The 15,165-nt window shown below is 73.4% G+C and carries 13 protein-coding genes and 9 pseudogenes; 16 read left to right on the top strand and 6 right to left on the bottom strand.

The features are described from left to right. The first annotated feature begins 109 nt into the window (after window positions 1–109). Window positions 110–799 carry a hypothetical protein gene (locus FF86_RS04700; RefSeq protein WP_044883485.1) on the top strand — a complete coding sequence of 230 codons (690 nt, stop codon included), beginning with the start codon at window positions 110–112 and terminating at the stop codon, window positions 797–799. 22 nt (window positions 800–821) lie between these two features. On the opposite strand, the gene FF86_RS04695 is transcribed toward FF86_RS04700, so the two are convergent. From FF86_RS04695 to FF86_RS40465, 3 genes and pseudogenes are all read right to left on the bottom strand, one after another. Then, window positions 822–2,030, bottom strand: a complete 1,209-nt coding sequence (locus FF86_RS04695) for a pyridoxal phosphate-dependent aminotransferase (RefSeq protein WP_044883484.1) — start codon at window positions 2,028–2,030, stop codon at window positions 822–824. 59 nt (window positions 2,031–2,089) lie between these two features. Next, a pseudogene (locus FF86_RS04690) lies at window positions 2,090–2,726 on the bottom strand (RecB family exonuclease); the annotation flags it as partial. Between the two features lies 1 nt (window position 2,727). Beyond that, window positions 2,728–2,938: PD-(D/E)XK nuclease family protein (locus FF86_RS40465; RefSeq protein WP_242418174.1), on the bottom strand; the 211-nt coding region annotated here is incomplete at its 3' end. Between the two features lie 309 nt (window positions 2,939–3,247). On the opposite strand from FF86_RS40465, the gene FF86_RS04685 reads away from it, so the two are divergent. Continuing rightward, window positions 3,248–3,604, top strand: a complete 357-nt coding sequence (locus FF86_RS04685) for a chorismate mutase (RefSeq protein ID WP_082121646.1) — start codon at window positions 3,248–3,250, stop codon at window positions 3,602–3,604. 40 nt (window positions 3,605–3,644) lie between these two features. Here the strand turns inward: FF86_RS04685 and FF86_RS04680 are convergent, their stop codons facing one another. Next, window positions 3,645–4,271, bottom strand: coding sequence for a DUF1003 domain-containing protein (locus FF86_RS04680; protein WP_236706090.1), 627 nt, complete (start codon window positions 4,269–4,271; stop codon window positions 3,645–3,647). Next, window positions 4,268–5,611 (bottom strand): magnesium transporter MgtE N-terminal domain-containing protein, encoded by a 1,344-nt coding sequence (locus FF86_RS04675; protein ID WP_044883482.1) that lies wholly within the window; start codon window positions 5,609–5,611, stop codon window positions 4,268–4,270. The genes FF86_RS04680 and FF86_RS04675 overlap by 4 nt, the downstream gene beginning before the upstream one ends. A 338-nt stretch (window positions 5,612–5,949) precedes the next feature. Between FF86_RS04675 and FF86_RS40460 the strand changes: the two are divergent. The 8 genes and pseudogenes from FF86_RS40460 to FF86_RS04660 form a co-directional block, all read left to right on the top strand. Next, a pseudogene (locus FF86_RS40460) lies at window positions 5,950–6,269 on the top strand (HpcH/HpaI aldolase/citrate lyase family protein); the annotation flags it as partial. 1 nt (window position 6,270) lies between these two features. Further along, a partial coding sequence (locus FF86_RS04670; protein ID WP_242418173.1) for a CoA ester lyase occupies window positions 6,271–6,909 on the top strand: 639 nt, incomplete at its 5' end. A gap of 66 nt (window positions 6,910–6,975) precedes the next feature. Further along, window positions 6,976–7,414 (top strand): annotated as a pseudogene (locus tag FF86_RS40455) (acyl-CoA dehydrogenase family protein); the annotation flags it as partial. 1 nt (window position 7,415) lies between these two features. Further along, window positions 7,416–7,636: pseudogene (locus tag FF86_RS40450) on the top strand (acyl-CoA dehydrogenase family protein); the annotation flags it as partial. Window position 7,637: 1 nt separating this feature from the next. Next, window positions 7,638–7,916 (top strand): annotated as a pseudogene (locus tag FF86_RS40445) (acyl-CoA dehydrogenase family protein); the annotation flags it as partial. Between the two features lies 1 nt (window position 7,917). Further along, a pseudogene (locus tag FF86_RS40440) lies at window positions 7,918–8,045 on the top strand (acyl-CoA dehydrogenase family protein); the annotation flags it as partial. Between the two features lies 1 nt (window position 8,046). Then, window positions 8,047–8,187: acyl-CoA dehydrogenase family protein (locus FF86_RS40435; RefSeq protein ID WP_242418187.1), on the top strand; the 141-nt coding region annotated here is incomplete at its 5' end. Between the two features lie 118 nt (window positions 8,188–8,305). Continuing rightward, window positions 8,306–9,316: an NAD(P)-dependent oxidoreductase gene (locus tag FF86_RS04660; protein ID WP_052680928.1), complete on the top strand. Its 1,011-nt coding sequence runs from the start codon at window positions 8,306–8,308 to the stop codon at window positions 9,314–9,316. On the opposite strand, the gene FF86_RS04655 is transcribed toward FF86_RS04660, so the two are convergent. After that, window positions 9,291–10,775 (bottom strand): TerD family protein, encoded by a 1,485-nt coding sequence (locus tag FF86_RS04655; RefSeq protein WP_044883479.1) that lies wholly within the window; start codon window positions 10,773–10,775, stop codon window positions 9,291–9,293. The genes FF86_RS04660 and FF86_RS04655 overlap by 26 nt on opposite strands. Window positions 10,776–10,932: 157 nt before the next feature. Between FF86_RS04655 and FF86_RS04650 the strand changes: the two genes are divergently transcribed. The 6 genes and pseudogenes from FF86_RS04650 to FF86_RS40415 all read left to right on the top strand — a co-directional run. After that, entirely contained in the window at window positions 10,933–11,541 is a 609-nt protein-coding gene (locus FF86_RS04650; RefSeq protein ID WP_044883478.1) for a suppressor of fused domain protein, read from the top strand. A 135-nt stretch (window positions 11,542–11,676) separates the two neighbouring features. Then, window positions 11,677–12,183, top strand: a complete 507-nt coding sequence (locus FF86_RS04645; RefSeq protein WP_044883477.1) for a MaoC family dehydratase — start codon at window positions 11,677–11,679, stop codon at window positions 12,181–12,183. Between the two features lie 157 nt (window positions 12,184–12,340). After that, window positions 12,341–13,076: pseudogene (locus FF86_RS40430) on the top strand (alkaline phosphatase D family protein); the annotation flags it as partial. A 1-nt stretch (window position 13,077) separates the two neighbouring features. Continuing rightward, window positions 13,078–13,938, top strand: a pseudogene (locus FF86_RS40425) (alkaline phosphatase D family protein); the annotation flags it as partial. A gap of 369 nt (window positions 13,939–14,307) precedes the next feature. Next, window positions 14,308–14,950, top strand: a pseudogene (locus tag FF86_RS40420) (cbb3-type cytochrome c oxidase subunit I); the annotation flags it as partial. Between the two features lies 1 nt (window position 14,951). Then, on the top strand, window positions 14,952–15,165 hold a 214-nt coding region (locus FF86_RS40415; protein ID WP_242418172.1), incomplete at both ends, for a cbb3-type cytochrome c oxidase subunit I.

The following is a 15,165-nucleotide window of genomic DNA, read 5'->3' as shown; positions in this document are numbered from 1 at the left end:
CACCCGGGCCATCTCGTCCTGTCTCATACCAACCACCGCCACACACATGAAGACGACAGTCAGTACAACCACAGACAGACCTAATCAAGTCCTACTAGAGTGCCCCAGCGTGACAGGTCTTCCCCGGGTCGCCGTCCTCGGCGTGGACGTGGCCACCGCCGCCGCGACGATCTCCCTCGTCGACGGGGGGCTCGCGGTCGCCGCGTTCTCCTCCGGCCCCGTGCCGCCCGCCGCCCACGCCCGCCTCGCCGCGTACGGCTGCGCCGACCAGGTCCTCGCGGTGTCGCCCGGCACCCTGCGCCTCACGGCGGCCGGCCCGGCGGCGCCGCCCTTCGAGGTCCATGGCGTGCGGGCCGATCCCCGGCCCTCGGCAACGTCCGCGGCCCCGGCCGCCGCGGTGGCGGCCGCGGGAGCCGGGGCGGGGGACGACCTGCTCGGCGTCTTCGACGCGGTCGTGCTGGGCGACGGCACGGCCCGGCTGGGGCCGGGCGGGCCGGACTCGCCCCGTTTCGGCGGCGTGTTCGACCTGGCGGCGGCCTGGGTCTTCCACGTCGGCGGCCCCCCGGAGCTGGCCGGCGCGCAGGGTCGGTGGATCGGGGAGTACCTGCGTGGCCGGTACGCCCCGCCCGAGCCCGCGGCGATGAGCGCCCGCCCGGCGCTGCTCGGCCGGTCGACGCGCGGCGGGGTGCGTGCCGAGCTCGCCGAGCTGGACCGCGAGCTGCGCGCCGGGCACGCCCGCGCCGCCGGCATCGGCTACCGGCTGCCGACGCCGCCGGCCCGGCTCACCCCGGCGCCGTGACAACCCCGCCCGAGCGCCGGCTTCAGCCGCCGGCGGCCGGGCGGCTCAGACGGGCCAGGCGGTCCGCGGCGGCCTGCAGCGTGGAGAGCTTCTTGGGGAAGCCGAACCGGATGATGTGGCGTCCGTCGGCGGGATCGGCGAAGAACGACGAGCCGGGCACGGCCGCCACCCCGATCTCGGTGACCAGCCGGCGGGCCAGGGCCACGTCGTCCCCGGCCGGGTCGATCGCGCGGGTGTCGCACATCACGTAGTAGGCGCCGTCCGGCTGCCGGAACGTGAACCCGGTGTCGGCCAGCGAGGCGCACAGCAGGTCGCGGCGGGTGCGGTACTGCTCGGCGAGCCCGTCGTAGTAGGCGGGCGGCAGGCCCATCGCCGCCACGCCGCCGGCCTGCAACGGTGCCGCCGCGCCGACGGTCAGGAAGTCGTGGACCTTGCGGATCGCCGAGGTGTAGGCGGGCGGCGCGATCGTCCAACCGACCCGCCAGCCCGTCACCGCGTAGGTCTTCGACAGGGCGTTGATGGTGACGGTCCGATCCTCGAGGCCGGGGATCGTCGCCGGCGGGATGTGGCCGCCGGGTCCGAGGTAGTGGATGTGCTCGTAGATCTCGTCGGTGAACACCAGCGTGTCGTGGCGTTGGCAGAGCTCGGCGACCAGCTCCAGCTCGTCGCGGCGCAGCACCTTGCCGGTCGGGTTGTGCGGGGTGTTCAGGACGATGGCCCGGGTGCGGTCGCTGAACGCCGCGCGCAGCTCCGCCGGGTCGATCGACCAGTCGGGGGCGTGCAGGCGGACCAGCCGCGGCCGGGCGCCGGACAGGATCGTGTCGGGGCCGTAGTTCTCGTAGAACGGCTCGAACATGATCACCTCGTCGCCGGGATCGACCAGCGCCAGCATGGTGGCGATCATTGCCTCGGTCGAACCGCAGGTCACGCAGATCTCGGTGTCCGGGTCGACCGACCAGCCCGGGTAGGTCCGCCCCACCTTCGCGGCGACCGCGGCCCGGAACTCCGCCGCCCCCCAGGTGATCGCGTACTGGTTCACGTCCGCGTCGATGGCGGCCTTGGCCGCCTCCTTGAGCTCGGGCGGGCAGGCGAAGTCGGGGAACCCCTGGGCCAGGTTCACCGCGTCATGCGCGAGAGCGAGCCGGGTCATGTCCCGGATGACGGACTCGGTGAAGGTCATCGCCTTCGCGGAGACCCGCGGCTGGGCGGGGGCTGTGGTCTGCTCGGACACCGCCCCATGGTGACATCCGACGGGCGAGGAGGTCGCCGGATGGCCGGTGCCGCGGCAGGTCAGCCGGCCGGCTCGGGGTCCTCGCCGAGGGCGGCCCAGGGCTGGCGCTCGGGGCCGGCGGCCTGGCCTTCCGCACACAGCCGGCGGAAGTCGCACCACGAGCACAGCGGGCCGGGGCGGGGCGGGAAGGCGCGATCGGGTTCACCGCCGCCGCGCAGCGCCTCGGTCGCCTCGACGGCGTCGGCGGCGACGGACTCGGCGCGGCGGACGTGGCGGGCGATGCTGTCCTCGGTGTGCTCGGCGGCGGCGACCCGCCCGGTGGGCACGTGGTGCAGCTCGACCCGCCGGCAGGGCTGGCGCAGCATCCGGCCCGCGGCCAGCGCGTAGAGCGCCAGGGCCCGCGAGGTCCGGGCGTCGTCGTCGGTGACGGGTCGCCGGCCGGTCTTGTAGTCGACGACGACGAGCTCCCCGTCCCGGTCGTCGAGGCGGTCGACCCGGCCGGAGAAGGCCAGCGCCTCGGTGCGGGTGGCGACCGAGCGCTCGACCCCGCGCGGCTCGGCCGCCGGGTCCAGGCCCGCGACGTAGCCACGGACCATCCCGACGGCCCGCTCCCGCCAGTGCTGCGACTGCTCGGGATCGCGGAACCCCTCGTCGACCCAGCCCAGGCGCAGCAGCTCGGCGGCGCGCAGCGGGGTGNGCCGCTGATGCGGCTCCTCCCACCACCGGCGCAGCGCGTTGTGCACGCTGACACCGAAGGAGGTGTGCGCCCACGGCGGCCCCTTCGGCGGGCGCGGCCGGTCCAGATAGATCATCCGGTAGCGGCGGGGGCAGTCCTCGAACGCGGCCAGCCGCGACGGCGTACAGGCGAACAGCTTGCGGGGCATGCCGCCGAACTCCATCTGTCCCATCGATCGATCATCCCACCCCGCCACCGGGGAGCCGCGGCACCAGCGAAGGGGCGGACCATCCGGGACGAGGCGGGTGGTTGCGGCGCCGCGTCGGTTCCTGGACGGATCCGCGCCGGGCTGGCATGCTTGCTGTATGGAGAGCAGCCGAACCTCGCGCCACGGCGCGCTGCTGCCTCCGTTTTATGGGGACCGGGCACGGTCCCCGCTCCACCGCTGACCTCACGCGGTACGAGCGTCAGACCCAGGCCCGGTCCGCCCCGGGTCGTCTTGGCCTGGGCTGCGCCGGGCCTCCGATCGAAAGGCCCATTCGTGGATAACCTCGTCGACCGTTCCGACGCCGCGATCCCCGCGCCCACGGCGCCGGGCGCCATCCTCACCGGCGCGGGGCGCGCGCCGATCGCGGGCGAGTCGCTGACGATCAGCAACATCGCCGAGGGACGCCAGCACATCGACGACATCGACGCCCAGCTCCGCGAGCTGCTGGCCACCCGCCGCGACCTGTCCCGGCAGATCCAGGCGCTGCGCTCGGCCGAGGGCGGCCCGCGGATCGAACACGCCCGGGAAAACGAGATCATCGCCGTCTGGGCGAACGAGCTGGGTCCCCGTGGCGTCGAGATCGCGATGGCGGTGCTGACGCTCTGCCGGGGCGCGGCGGGCCAGTCCTAGGACAGCTCCCGCGGTCAGCTCCCGCGGTCAGCGCTCGCGGTCAGCGCTCGCGCTCCTGCGGCCCGCCGGGCGACCCACCGGCGGGCCGGGCGGTGTCCTGCTCTGCGGCGGGGGCCCGGTCGCGGCGGGCGGGGCGCTCGCCCTCGCGGCGTCGGCGCCGGTCGCGCCGTTCCCGGTCGCGGTCGTGTTCGGCCGCGTCCAGCTCGGCGAGCAGGGCGCGCAGCTCCGAGCGCAGGAAGTCGCGGGTGGCCAGCTCGCCGATGGTGATGCGCACGGCGGCCAGCTCCCGGGCCAGGTACTCGGTGTCATCGCGGGTGCGGACCGACTGCTCCCGGTCCTGGGCGAGGTTCGCCCGGTCCCGGTCGTCCTGCCGGTTCTGCGCCAGCAGGATGAGCGGCGCCGCGTACGCGGCCTGCAGCGACAGCACCAGCGTCAGGAAGATGAACGGGAACTCGTCGAACCGCGCGGAGCTGGGGACGAAGACGTTGTAGGCGACCCACAACACGATGACGATGCTCTGGGCGACGAGGTAGCGCGCCGTCCCGATGAACCGGGCCACCCGCTCGGCGATCCGGCCGAACGCGTCCGGCTCGTAGGCGGGCCGTAGCGACGCGCGCCGCGACAGCCGCGGCTGGTCCAGGCGCGCGCCGCGCCGGCGCCCCCTCACGGAGCCGCCGGCGGGCTGGCGCCCACCCCACCCAGGGCGCCGGGTTCCCCACCGCCCGGGGGCGGGGCGAACAGGCCCGGCGTCGTGTGGGTGTCGACGTCGGATTCGAGCTGGCGCTCGCGCCAGTCGGCCGGCAGCAGGTGGTCGAGGACGTCGTCGACGGTGACCACGCCGACGAGCCGTCCGCCGCGGTCAAGCACCGGCGCCGCGACCAGGTTGTACGACGCCAGCAGCCGGGTGACCTCGGCGAGCGGGGTCTCCGGCCGCAGCGACGCCATGTCCACGTCGATCACGCCGCCGACCAGGGTGGACGGCGGCTCCCGCAGCAGCCGCTGGAAGTGCGCGAGACCCAGATAGCGGCCGGTGGGCGTCTCATACGGTGGGCGGACCACGTAGACCTGCGCGGCCAGCGCCGGGGACAGCTCCGGCTCGCGGATGCGCGCGAGCGCCTCGGCCACCGTCGCGTTCGGGGCGAGCACGACCGGCTCGCTGGTCATGATCCCACCGGCGGTGTCGTCGGCGTAGCGCAGCAGGCGGCGCACGTCGGCGGCCTCGTCCGGCTCCATCAGCCGCAGCAGCCGCTCGGCGTCCTCGGCGGGTAGCTCGCCGAGCAGGTCCGCCGCGTCGTCGGGGCCCATCGCCTCCAGCACGTCGGCGGCGCGTTCCTCGGCGAGCCCGCCGAGCAGCTCCACCTGCTCGTCCTCGGGCAGCTCCTCCAGGACGTCGGCGAGCCGTTCGTCGTCGAGGGCCGCGGCGACTTCGGCGCGCCGCTTGTCGGACAGGTCGTGCAGCAGGGTCGCGAGGTCCGCGGGGCGCAGCTTCTCGAACGCGGCCAGCAGGTTCGCCGCGCCCTGGCCCCCCTCGGCCAGTGACAGGCCGGTGACCTCGTCCCAGGCCACGGTGCGCACCTCGCCGCGCCGACCCCGACCGGTGCGGACGGCCACCTGGTCGAGTACCCAGTCCCCGCCGCGGATCGGCTCGATCGCGGCGTCGACGACGGTGACCTCGGTGTCCGAGGACAGCAGCGTCGCGCGGCGGTCGAGCAGCTCGCCGAGGACCCTGGTCTCGTTCGGCCGTTGCTGGAAGCGTCGCCAGCTCAGCCGGGCCGAGGAGAGCACGACCGCGCCGGACTCCACGCCGGTGACCCGCCCGATCGGCACGAAGATCGGCCGGCGCTGGACCTCGACGGCAAGGCCCAGCACGCGGGGCGGCTCGTGCCCGAGGCGCAGCGTGACGATGATGTCGTGGACCCGGCCGACCTGGTCGCCGTTCGGGTCGAGAACCAGCAGGCCGGCCAGGCGGCGGCAGTACACCCTGGACTGGGTGGGGCGCGTGGGCATCCTGGTCACTGACCGTTCCCGACGTAGGCGGNCATACCGCCGCGGGCCGGCGCCGCAGTCCTGTTCACGGCCGGAGGCTACCCGCGCGGGCGCTTCCCGCAACCCCGACCCCGGCATACCCGCCCGCCTGGGCATTCACGGGGCCGGTGAGGCCGTCCGGGCGCGGCCGGGCACAGGCCGCGGCGCGGATGGTCGCCGTTGGTCGTCGAGGATCGAAGGAGGCACCGGCGGCCACAGGTGGGCACAGGTCGACGCAGGGATGCTCACCGAACGGATCGATCCGGGGATCCCGGACCGGGAACGAGCACGATGAGTGACGAGTCGATAGCATAGGGATCATGCCGCAGCGTTCCCGCCGATCGTGTCTGGCCGTCCCCGGATCCTCGACGAAGATGCTCGGCAAGGCCCAGGGCCTGCCCGCCGACCAGGTGTTCTGCGATCTGGAGGACTCGGTCGCGCCCGGCGCGAAACAGGCCGCCCGGGCGAACGTGGTCGCGGCGCTCAACGAGGGCGACTGGACGGGCCGGACCCGGGTCGTCCGGGTGAACGACCTGACGACCCGCTGGACCTACCGCGACGTCATCGAGGTCGTCGAGGGCGCCGGGGCGAACCTGGACTGCGTCATGCTGCCGAAGGCGCAGTCCGCCGCCCAGGTGGCNTGGCTGGACCTGCTGCTCACCCAGATCGAGAAGGTGCTCGGGTTCGAGGTCGGCCGGATCGGGATCGAGGCGCAGATCGAAACGGCGCTCGGCCTGTCGAACGTGCGCGAGATCGCCTTCGCCAGCCCCCGGATCGAAACCATCATCTTCGGCCCGGCCGACTTCATGGCCTCGATCAACATGCCGTCGCTCACGGTCGGCGCGCTCAGCCCGGACTATCCGGGCGATCCCTTCCACTACGTGCTGTTCAAGATTCTCGAGACGGCCCGCGCCCGCGGGGTGCAGGCAATCGACGGACCCTTTCTCCAGATCCGCGACACCGAGGGTTTCCGGGCGACCGCCGCCCGCTCAGCCGCGCTCGGCTTCGACGGGAAGTGGGTACTGCATCCCGGCCAGATCGAGGCGGCCAACGAGATCTATGCGCCGCGCCAGGCCGACTACGACCACGCCGAGCTGATCATGGACGCCTACGCCTGGCACACCTCGGCCGAGGGCGGGCTGACCGGCGCGGTGATGCTCGGCGACGAGATGATCGACGAGGCCAGCCGCAAGATGGCCGAGGTCGTCGCGGGCAAGGGCCGCGCCGCGGGGCTCGCCCGCACGCGGAAGTTCGAGCCGCCGGTCGGCGTCGGGCGCTAGCCGACCGCGCACGCCAGCCGACCGCGCACGCCAGCCGGCCGCGCAGGCCGCAGGAGGGGACGACCGATGGGCAGGATCGCGCAGACCGACGACCTGACCGACGTGCAGCGCGACATCCTCGCGGCGGTGCGCACGTTCGTCGACAAGGAGATCCTTCCGTTCGCCACCGAGCTCGAACACGCCGACGAATACCCGGAGTCCATCGTCGAGTCGATGAAGGAGATGGGGCTGTTCGGGATCACCATTCCCGAGCAGTACGGCGGGCTGGGCGAGTCGCTGCTCACCTACGCGCTGGTCGTGGAGGAGATCGCCCGGGGCTGGATGAGCGTCGCCGGGGTCGTCAACACCCATTTCATCGTCGCCTACCTGATCGGCCGGCATGGCAGCGCCGACCAGCGCCGCCGGTTGTTGCCGCGGATGGCCACCGGCGAACTGCGCGGCGCGTTCTCGATGAGCGAGCCCGGCTGCGGCTCGGACGTCGCGGCGATCACCAGCCGGGCCGACCNGAATGTCGACGACGACGGCGACGGCTACGTGCTCAACGGGCAGAAGATGTGGCTGACCAACGGCGCGCGGGCCGGGATCGTCGCCACCCTGGTGAAGACCGACGAGGGCGCCGAGTCGGTCTACCGGAACATGACCACCTTCCTGCTGGAGAAGGAACCGGGCTTCGGCACCCACGGCGGGATCACCATTCCCGGCAGCATCGACAAGCTCGGCTACAAGGNCATCGAGACGACCGAGATGATCCTTGCCGACCACCGGGTGCCGGCCGCGGCGATCCTCGGCGGCGACGACGGCCGCGGCCAGGGCTTCTACCAGATGATGGACGGCGTCGAGGTCGGTCGGGTCAACGTCGCCGCGCGGGCCTGCGGCATCATGATCCGCGCCTTCGAGCTCGGCGTCGCCTACGCGCAGACCCGGCGCACCTTCGGCCGGCCGATCGCCGAACACCAGGCCATCGCCTTCAAGCTCGCCGAGATGGCGACCAAGGTCGAGGCCGGTCANCTGATGATGGTGAGCGCCGCCCGCAAGAAGGACTCGGGGCAGCGCAACGACGTCTCCGCCGGGATGGCGAAGTACCTGGCCAGCGAGTACTGCCACGAGGTGACGACGGAGGCGTTCCGCATCCACGGNGGCTACGGCTATTCGAAGGAGTACGAGATCGAGCGCCTCTACCGGGAGGCGCCGTTCATGCTCATCGGCGAGGGCACCTCCGAAATCCAGAAGCGGATCATCAGCCGGGCCCTGCTGCGGGAGTACGAAACGCCTCGCTGACCCGCTCGGGCCGGGGGCGACCGCGGGCGCCGTTCGCGCCGGCCACCCGGTCCGACATGCGTAGTCTGCTCCTGACCGGCCATCCGGGAACAGGCCATCCGGGAACAGGAGCACGCTGATGCAGGTTGCCTTCGTCGGCCTCGGCACCATGGGCTTCCCCATGGCCGGCCATCTCGCCCGCGCCGGCTTCGACACCGTCGTCCACAACCGCACGGAGGCGACCGCGGCGCGCTGGTCGGCCGCGCACCCGGGCCGGGTCGCGGCCACGCCGGCGCAGGCCGCCGCCGGATCCGACGTGGTCTGCGTCTGCGTCGGGGCCGACGACGACGTCCGCGCGGTGCTGCTCGGGCCGGACGGCGCGCTCGGCGCGCTGGCGCCGGGGGCGACGATCGTCGACCACACGACGACGTCGGCGGAGCTGGCCGCCGAGATCGCGGGGCAGGCGGCGCAGGTGGGAGTCGGTTTCGTCGACGCGCCGGTGTCCGGCGGGCAGGCCGGTGCCGAGGCGGGGCGCCTCAGCGTCATGTGCGGCGGCGCGGTGGACACGGTGGAGCGGGTCCGACCGGTGCTGGCCGCCTACGGGACGACGATCACCCACATCGGCCCGGTCGGCACCGGCCAGCTCACGAAGATGGTCAACCAGATCCTGGTGGCCGGGGCGATCGAGGGCGCGGCCGAGGCACTCAACTTCGCGGCCGCCGCCGGCCTCGACCTGGACCAGGTGCTACCCGCCGTGTCGGGGGGCGCCGCGAGCTCCTGGTATCTGACCAACCGCGCCGCCACCATGATCCGCGACGAGTTCGACTTCGGCTTCGCCGTCGACTGGATGCGCAAGGACCTGCGGATCTGCCTGGCGGAGGCGGCCCGCCGGGGCGTCCCGGTGCCGCTGACCGAGCTCGCCGAGAGCGATCTCGCCGCCTCCCAGGCGCGCGGCGACGGGCAGCTCGACGCCACCGCCGTCATCCGCCTGCGCCGCCTCGCCACCGCCGCTCAGCCCACCGCCGCCCAGCCCACCGCCGCCGCCGCCCAGCCCACCGCCGACACGCGGGCGGCGGACGTCGGAGGTGCGGACGTCGGAGGTGCGGAGGTCAGCGATGCGGAGGTCAGAGGTACTGCTTCGACGGGTTGACCATCGCGCGGACGGTCTTGCCGTCGTGGAACTCGCCGATCGCGGTCATCGCCCAGGTCTGGCCGCCGCCCTCGCGCTGCACCCGGCACATCACCAGCCCGGTGGACGGCTTGGACTCGGACAGGTCGAAGCGGACGAGCTCCTGGCCGGTGACGTCGTCGTAGAGGCGGCAGTAGGCGTTGCGCACGTCGGTGAACGGCTGCCCCTGGAAGCTGTTCACCGTGAAGATCAGCGTGACGACGTTCGGGGGTAGGGCGGCGAGATCCACCTGGATCGTCTCGTCGTCGCCGTCGCCGCGGCCGGTGAGGTTGTCGCCCGAGTGGCGCACCGCGCCGCGCGCGCCCTTCTTGGACATGAACCACACCTTGTCCACGTCCTTGCCGCGCTCGTCGAACAGGATGCAGGACGCGTCGAGGTCGATCGACCGACCTCGCTGCGCCGGATCCCAGCCCAGGCCCATCCGCACCCGGGTGAGCGGGGGCGCGCCGGTCTTCACCAGCGACACGCTCTGGCCCTTGGTCAGCGAGACCCGGCCCTTGTCCAGGTTGATCCGGCCGCCGGGCTGGCCGGGAGCCGGGGGCGGCGGGCCCCACTGCTGACCGCCGGCCGGCGGGGGCGGCGGCACGGGCGGACCCCACGGCTGGCCGGCGGGCGCGGACGGCGGCGCGCCGGGTGGCCCCCACTGCTGACCGGGCGGCGGCGCACCCCACTGCGGCGCCGCGGGCGGCGGGCCCCACTGCTGACCGGGCGGCGGCGCTGGCGCGCCCCACTGCGGCGCCCCACCGGCCGGGGCCGGCGCGGGCGGGGCGGGCGGGCCCCACTGCTGCCCCCCGGGCGCCGCAGCGGCCGGCGGCGCCGGCGGCACGGGCGGGCCCCACTGCTGCCCCACCGGCGCGGCAGGCTGCGGGCGGGGTGGGGCGGCCGGCGGCTGGGCCGCGGCCGGCGACGGGCCGGAGGTGCCGGGATCGTCGACGGCGATGCCGAAGTCGGTGGCGATGCCGGCGAGGCCGGAGGCGTAGCCCTGCCCGACCGCGCGTGCCTTCCACGCGCCGGCCCGGCGGTAGAGCTCGACGAGGATCAGCGCGGTCTCGGCGCCGAGCCCGGCGGGGTCGAACCGGACCAGCTCGGCGCCGCCGCGCGCGTCGCGCACCGAGATGCCCAGCCCTCGCACGCCCGCGAACGTCACCGGGCCGGAGCCGTCCAGGCTGCCGGTGACGACGACCTTGTCGATGTCCGGCGGCACCGCCGTCAGGGTGAACTCCAGCGCCGCCGGTGGCAGCAGCCGCACCCCCGGGCCGGTCGGCTGGTTGAAGAACACGAAGTCGTCGTCGGTGCGCACCTTGCCGGCGGCCGTCACCAGGATCGCGGCGATGTCCAGCGAGATCGACGAGGCGATCTCCACCCGGACGTCGGTGGTGGGCAACGGCGCGTTGCCGCCCTTCGTCAGCACCTGTCCCACAGCCNTAGCCTCCCGAGGTCGTCGCGCACCATCGTGAACACGCCCGCCGGGATGGTGAACGCACCCGCCGGGTACGACGGTTCCCGAACGCCGCCGGCGGCACGAGCGCTCCCGCCGACCCTACGATCGATCCCATGCGAACTGCGGCACGGGTCCCGTGAGCGACAGCGCCCTGAGTCGGTCGGTCGAGGGGCACGTCACGGCGTTGTTCGGTCGGGATACCGGCCGCGCCTCGGTGACCTTTCTCGGCACGGAGCCGCTGGACGTGCTGCGGTTCGGTCCCGACCGCGGCGGCGTCGTCCGGTACCTCACCCTCGGCATGTCCCGGGAGCCGATGACGGCGTCCGACTCCGCCGTGCGCGACCCCGCCGGGCCACGGGCCGAGCTCGTGCTGTCGCTGCGCGGCCGCCGCGACAGCGTGCTGCGCCGGCTCGCCGTGCTCGCGGCCGTCCCCGCCGTCGAGGGCCGGCCCATCGCCCCCGGCGCCGGTCTGGACCTCGGCGAGCCGCTGTGGGACGGCGCGCCGTTCACCGCGGTGCTGGTCGGTGAGCCCGGCGGCCTTATCCCCGACCTGCCGCTCGCCGACGCCCTGGATGACCCCGCGTTCGCCGCCGCCGCGCCCGTGCGCTTCCTGCCCGTCCTGCCGATGACCATGAACGAGGCGGCCTTCAAGCGGGTGCAGGGACCGGAGGCGTTGCACCAGCGCTGGCTCGCGGCCGGCACCGACCTGCGCGACCCCAACCGCCGCGAGGTCGATCTCGGCTGAGGCCGCCCGCGCGGACCCGGCTACACGGCTACACGGCTACACGGCTACACGGCTACACGGCTACAGGATGACTACTCTCTGCATTCGATAGGGCATGCGGTGCGCTGCCCACGCCGCGCCCGGAGGGGGTCCGTCATGCAGTTCGGCCGCTGGTTCGAGGAGTTCGAGGTGGGCGCCGTCTACCGGCACTGGCCGGGCAAGACGGTCACCGAGTACGACGACCACCTGTTCTGCCTGCTCACGATGAACCACCATCCGCTGCACCTGGACAGCCACTACGCCGAGCAGAGCACCCAGTTCAAGCGGAACGTGGTGGTCGGCAACTACGTGTACTCCCTGCTGCTGGGCATGTCGGTCCCGGACGTCTCCGGCAGGGCCATCGCGAACCTGGAGGTCGAGTCGCTGCGGCACGTCGCGCCGGTGTTCCACGGCGACACGATCTACGGCGAGTCCACCGTGCTCGACAAGGTCCCCTCTCGCAGCCGCGACGACCGGGGCGTCGTCACCGTGGAGACCCGCGGCAACAACCAGGACGGCACGCTGGTCTGCGTCTACCGGCGCAAGGTGCTGGTTGCGACGCGGGCCTACGGCGAGGCGCACGGCGGCGATCAGCCCGGCCGCCCCGCCCCCGCCCCCGCCTGACCGCACCTGACCGCACCCCACCCGCAGGATCCGGCCCCTCTCCGCTGGTCAGGCCCCTCTCTGCCGGTCCGACCCCTCTCCGCTGGTCCGGACGCACTAGTCTCATGACGTTGTGACCGGTGATGCCGCGGCGGGCCCCTCTCGTCCCCTTCGATCCCTGGCCGCCGGCTCCGGCTCGGCCCCGCACGGGCGCCCGCACCGGCGGGCGGTGCTGCTCGGCGGGCTGGGGCTCGGGGGCGCGGCGGCGGCCGCGGTGGGACTGGCGGCGTGCGGCGGCTCGGGCGGCCCGACGCCGATCCCGGCGCCGACGCTGCGCGCGCCGACCCCCGTCCCAGGGGTGACCGATGGGGTGTTCGCCCTGGGGGTGGCCAGCGGCGACCCGCTGCCTGACGGCGTCATCCTGTGGACCCGGCTGGCGCCGCGCCCGAGCGAGGGCGGCGGGATGCCCTCGCGCGACGTCCCGGTCGACTGGCAGATCGCCGCCGACGAGAACTTCCGTTCGGTGGTGCGCGCCGGCACGCAGACCGCGCAGGCGGCGTTCGCCCACTCGGTGCACGTCGACGTCCGCGGCCTGGAGCCGGGACGCGAGTACTTCTACCGTTTTCGGGCCGGCACCGTGCTCAGCCCCGTCGGCCGCACCAGGACCGCCGCCGCCCCGCAGGCCGGCACGGACGCCGCCGGCGGGGCGCTGACCCTGGCGCTGGCCTCCTGCCAGGACTTCCAGAACGGCTACTGGCCGGCCTTCGACGCCATCGCCGCGGACGCGCCGGACCTCGTCGTGCACGTCGGCGACTACATCTACGAGTACGACCCGGACAGCCGGTTCCCGGACCGCCTGCACACCACCCCCCAGCAGCCCGGACTCGACCAGCTCCAGACGCTGGCGGACTACCNCAACCGCTACGGCCAGTACAAGGCGGACCCGGCTCTGCAGGCGGCCCACCACGCCGCGCCCTGGGTCGTCACCTGGGACGACCACGAGGTCGAGAACAACTACGCCGGCCTCGTCGACGAGGCCGGCGACGCCGGCGACCGCCACCAGGACCCGGCCACCTTCGCCCGCCAGCGGGCCGCCGCCTACCAGGCGTACTACGAGCACATGCCGATCCGGGCCGAACTCAACCCGGGCTCGCCCGACCTGCGCATCTACCGCCGCCTCGCCTTCGGTGGCCTGCTGACGCTCAACGTCATGGACACCCGCCAGTACCGGACCCCGGTGCCGGGCAACTCGCCGGAGGCCATCGGCCCGGCCGCGCTCGGCGCCGGCAACACCGGCGGCACGATGGCCGGGGCCGCCCAGGAGCGCTGGCTGCGCGCGGGGCTCGACGCCTCCCGGACCCGCTGGAACGTGATCGCGCAGCAGACGATGATGGCCCAGCTCGACGGCCAGCTTCCCGTCGGGTCGGGGAGCATGCTGACCAACCTCGACCAGAACGACGGTTACCGCCCCTACCGGCGGCGACTGCTGTCCGGGGTGCGCGACAGCCGGGTCCGCAATCCCGTGGTGCTCTCCGGGGACCTCCACTGCGCCTGGGTGAACGACCTGCGCGTCGACTTCGACCGACCGGAGACCCCCGCGGTCGCGACCGAGTTCGTCTGCACCTCGATCAGCTCGGCCTTCTTCCTCGTCAACGACGACTTCGTCCGGGAGAACAACGCCCGCCTCAACCCGCACGTTCGCTACTTTCGCGGCGATCGCCGGGGTTACACCCGGATCCGGGTGACGCCGACGGAACTGCGCGCGGACATGCGGGTNGTCGCCGACCTCTCCCGGCGGGACTCGCCGGTCTCCACCGACGCCACCTGGGTCGTCGAGGACGGTGTCCCCGGCGCCCGACCGGCCTGACCGCGACCACGACCACGACCACGACCGTCCGGAAATCACGGGCGCGCGGACAATAAACTTCGCGAATCCCCCACATCGCCCGGCGGGGCATCGCGAAACATATCGAAGAAAACTCGACCAGCGTCCAACCGGAATTCCGTCCGGCACGTTAGGCTGCCGCCGGCCGACCGCCGCTGGTCCGCGGTCGCCGGCAGCGTCGCCGCGGCTTGTCGGCCGCCGCCCGCTCACCGCGGGCCGCCCGCGGCGCAGCGCGGACGACGAGGAACCGGGAGCCGAGCGTGACGATTCTGGAGGAGCCGCGGGAACCGGCGTCACCCGCTCGGCCCAGCCCGCAGGACTCCGTCACGGCACACTCGAGGCCGCGCACGAACGTGCTCGGCTACCTGCGGACGACGTCCCACAAGGACATCGCCGTGATGTACTTCGTCACCGCGTTCGGTTTCTTCCTGTTCGCCGGGATCCTGGCCGTCATGATGCGGGCGGAGCTCGCGCGGCCGGGCCTGCAGTACTTCTCCAACGAGCAGTACAACCAGTTCTTCACGATCCACGGCACGGTCATGCTGCTGCTGTTCGCGACGCCGTTGGCGTTCGCGTTCGCCAACCTCCTGGTGCCGTTGCAGATCGGCTCCCCCGACGTGGCGTTCCCTCGGTTGAACTCGCTGTCGTACTGGTTCTTCCTGTTCGGCGGGCTGACCGTCATCGCCGGGTTCCTCACCCCGGACGGCGCCGCCGACTTCGGCTGGTTCGCCTACGCCCCGCTCAACAGCAAGATCTACTCGCCCACCACCGGTGGCGACCTGTGGGTCCTGGGCCTGGTGGTGTCCGGGCTCGGCACCATCCTCGGCGCGGTCAACATGGTCACCACGCTCCTGACGCTGCGCGCGCCCGGGATGACGATGTTCCGGCTGCCCATCTTCTGCTNGACGTTCCTGGTGACGTCGATCCTGGTGCTGGTCGCCTTCCCGGTGCTGGCCGCGCAACTGCTGTCGCTGGAGGCGGACCGCCGGTTCGGCGCGCACGTGTTCGACGCGGCCAACGGCGGCGCGATCCTGTGGCAGCACCTGTTCTGGTACTTCGGCCATCCCGAGGTCTACATCATCGCTCTGCCGTTCTTCGGCATCATCAGCGAGATCCTG

This window comes from Frankia sp. CpI1-P, from assembly GCF_001421075.1.
GTDB lineage: Bacteria > Actinomycetota > Actinomycetes > Frankiales > Frankiaceae > Frankia > Frankia torreyi.
Note: the sequence above shows the minus strand (reverse complement) of the source record. Positions and strands in the feature narration are given on the sequence as shown.

Excerpts from the sequence above, each read along its gene's own strand:
- FF86_RS04675 (WP_044883482.1), bottom strand. The coding sequence starts at position 5,611 with ATGCCCACGCGCCCCACCCAGTCCAGGGTGTACTGCCGCCGCCTGGCC.
- FF86_RS04645 (WP_044883477.1), top strand. The coding sequence starts at position 11,677 with ATGCAGTTCGGCCGCTGGTTCGAGGAGTTCGAGGTGGGCGCCGTCTAC.
- FF86_RS04660 (WP_052680928.1), top strand. The coding sequence starts at position 8,306 with ATGCAGGTTGCCTTCGTCGGCCTCGGCACCATGGGCTTCCCCATGGCC.